Annotated in this window: 3 protein-coding genes; 2 read left to right on the top strand and 1 reads right to left on the bottom strand. The window is 46.0% G+C overall.

Annotation, left to right across the window (positions count from 1 at the left end):
• Positions 1-324 precede the first annotated feature (324 nt).
• Together csaB and WAM07_RS00025 are read left to right on the top strand one after the other, a co-directional pair.
• Positions 325-1,374: a polysaccharide pyruvyl transferase CsaB gene (gene csaB / locus WAM07_RS00030; protein WP_422163720.1), complete on the top strand. Its 1,050-nt coding sequence runs from the start codon at positions 325-327 to the stop codon at positions 1,372-1,374.
• A gap of 323 nt (positions 1,375-1,697) precedes the next feature.
• Complete coding sequence (locus tag WAM07_RS00025; RefSeq protein ID WP_422163718.1) at positions 1,698-1,841, top strand: hypothetical protein; 144 nt, start codon at positions 1,698-1,700, stop codon at positions 1,839-1,841.
• 176 nt (positions 1,842-2,017) lie between these two features.
• On the opposite strand, the gene WAM07_RS00020 is transcribed toward WAM07_RS00025, so the two are convergent.
• The coding region (locus tag WAM07_RS00020; protein WP_422163716.1) for a methyl-accepting chemotaxis protein at positions 2,018-2,794 on the bottom strand (777 nt) is incomplete at its 5' end.

Below are 2,794 nucleotides of genomic sequence, written 5' to 3'. Positions count from 1 at the left end.
GCCTGATACCACTGGGTTTAGAAAGGATCAAGTCCAACACCTGCACTTCTAAAGAAGGATCCGTTCCTCCTAATAGAGTTGGGCTGGTGGGGAAATGATGAGACTCCCGTGGGAAATGGAACTAGGGGAGATCCCGCAGGGAGTGAAAACGACCGAGGAAGCTCCCCGTTCCCCACAGGAAAGCGAGTTATTTCCCAACCAACCCTAGTCCGCATATCATAATGGACCCAATTGTCTTGAAACTGAGGCTCACTCAATCGGGGAGCTTATCTTTACTATCACTATAGAAATTTTTATATAAAAAAAGAAAAGGAAGTGATGATGATGCACGTCGTGTTATCCGGTTATTTCGGCTTTCATAATACAGGAGATGAAGCTATTCTCTCCTCCATGATTAAACAACTTCGCACCCTCCACCCTGATATTCGCATTACGGTTCTTTCGGATGATCTAATCCATACCACTACCACTTATGGAGTAGAAACCGTCAGCCGCTGGAATTTCCGTGACATTCGTCGCGTACTGCAAGCAAGTGATGGGCTGATATCAGGGGGCGGCAGTCTCCTGCAAGATGCTACCGGCCCGAAGTCGATCGTCTATTATACATCGATTATCAACATGGCAAAGTGGCTCGGCAAACCCGTATTCATCTATGCCCAGGGAATGGGACCGTTTAACCAGCTGGTTGGAAAAAAACTGACCAGGTACACTCTGAATCGTGTTGACGGGCTGACCGTTCGCGACCAGGACTCTAAACAGCGACTAGAAACGCTTGGCGTGAAGCAGAACTGCTCCGTCGTACCCGATGCGGTCTTTGGCTATGAAGCCCCGTCTGTACAGAAAAAGCATCAGATCGCGATCAGTGTTCGCTCCTGGGATGGTTCCGAATCCTATATTCCAAAGCTTGCTTTTGCCTGTGACCAGTTGGCCCAGCAAGGTTTCTCCATTCTATTTGTTCCGATGCACGGTCAGGAGGATGAACGCTTCGCAAAACTTGTGGAATTGCAGATGACCGAGCCGGCCGTCGTCGCCCCGGGGGATGACTCCATAGAAGAAAAGCTCGATCGAATCGCAGAATCAGAACTACTGATCGGAATGCGCCTGCATGCGCTCATTTTTGCAGCCGTAAGTCATACGCCGTTCCTCCCACTCTCGTATGATCCGAAAATTGATTCCTTCGCTGCGATGTATAAACTGGATAACGGTTGGCACGTGGAAGGAGAAAATTGGGACGGACATCTTTTGTTTAAAGAGGCGCAGCGAATGCTTGATCAAAGGAGGAGAATTGGGAAGAAGATTGCCTCAACTACAGCAAGTTTTCACGAGGACGCTCTTTCTACGACGAAACAGGCATTGCAGGTTCTGCAAAAATAATACAAGCGGTTCAGGAGAAGCAATCATCTTCTTCTGAACCGCTTTTTTTAGGAGAGAATTTATTTTATTCAACCGTTCGTTTCATTTTACTTATCCCGTATTGGCAGTACTTTTAGGATAATGTGGATTTCCACAGTTGTACTAAACCGGGTGACCATCAAGACTAGCTTTTTTAAAAAAAGTCATAATTTGTCACTAAATGGATTGAGCCAGATCGCAGACTGTGATATATTCAACGCACACACAGCTCTATTATATTACAAAAATATAAAATTACTTTCTGCACCAGCCAGATTCAACAAGTTCGAGGGGAGTTTTAGCAAATGAGTCAGCATCAACAGATCTACACCCAGCTTCTTCAAGAATTTGAACAGAAACTCGATCGACAGTTAAAGCCTGAGGAACGTGAGCTCCTTTACTGGATAGCTGAAAAACAAGCGGAAGACATTAATAATCAGGCAGATTAGATATAGCTTTGAACTCCACTCCCTACGTTAGTAGAACGGGGTGATTTTTTTGTGGTTAAGCTTCCATCCATTAAAAACCGCAGAAAGGTTCGATTTTTTTCATCAAATACTCGAACCCGCCTGCGGTTTCATTTTTTAGTTCCTTAAAGTCTTACTGGTATTATTTCGTTAAAGTTTTACCCAGCCTTATCAATCGGAGGATGCTCATCCGCGGTCTCTTCCTCTTGTTCTGGTTCGGCGTCTTCCTTCCATTGGAACTCATTTACCTGACTGTTCAAGTCTTCTGAAAGCTGCGAAAGCTTCTTCGTGCTTGACGTTATTTCCTCCATCGCACTGTTGGACTGCTGAGCCGATGCTGTAACCTGCTGCACCCCGGCAGCTGACTCTTCGGATAAAGCGGCGATGCCTGCGATGGACTGATTCATTTCGCTGCTTTCCTCTGTAATTTCAGTAAGATTGGCAGAGATCTGCTGAATCTGATCCACCATCCCGGATACCGACGTATGAATGCTTTCAAATCTCTCCTCCGTTGCATTAATTTGCTGGGTTCCTTTATTCTCTTCTTCATATCCCGTTGTTAAAGAGTCGGATACGTACGTAGATTCTTCTCGAATGTTCGCGACGATCTGGTTAATGTCCACGACTGAATGAGCAACCTGATCCGCGAGCTTCCTTACTTCTTCGGCCACTACGGCAAATCCTTTTCCGCTTTCCCCCGCTCTTGCGGCTTCAATGGCCGCATTCAAGGATAAAAGATTGGTCTGGTCAGCAATATCCTTGATCACGCTGCCAATCTTAGTAATTTCCTTCGTCTGAGCATCCAATCCTTTTACCTTCGTAACCGAGCTTTTCACTATCTCATCGATCGTGTTCATCTGCTCGACGGATTGCTTCATCATCTTCCGCCCTTCCTGCGACATTTCCACCACATGGGTGGAATGGCCATATACAGA

Origin of the sequence: Halobacillus sp., from assembly GCF_049282395.1 — a bacterium.
In the GTDB taxonomy this organism is placed as follows: Bacteria; Bacillota; Bacilli; order Bacillales; family Halobacillaceae; genus Halobacillus.
This window is presented reverse-complemented; position numbering and strand designations above follow the sequence as displayed.

Excerpts from the sequence above, each read along its gene's own strand:
- csaB (WP_422163720.1), top strand. The coding sequence starts at position 325 with ATGCACGTCGTGTTATCCGGTTATTTCGGCTTTCATAATACAGGAGAT.
- WAM07_RS00025 (WP_422163718.1), top strand. The coding sequence starts at position 1,698 with ATGAGTCAGCATCAACAGATCTACACCCAGCTTCTTCAAGAATTTGAA.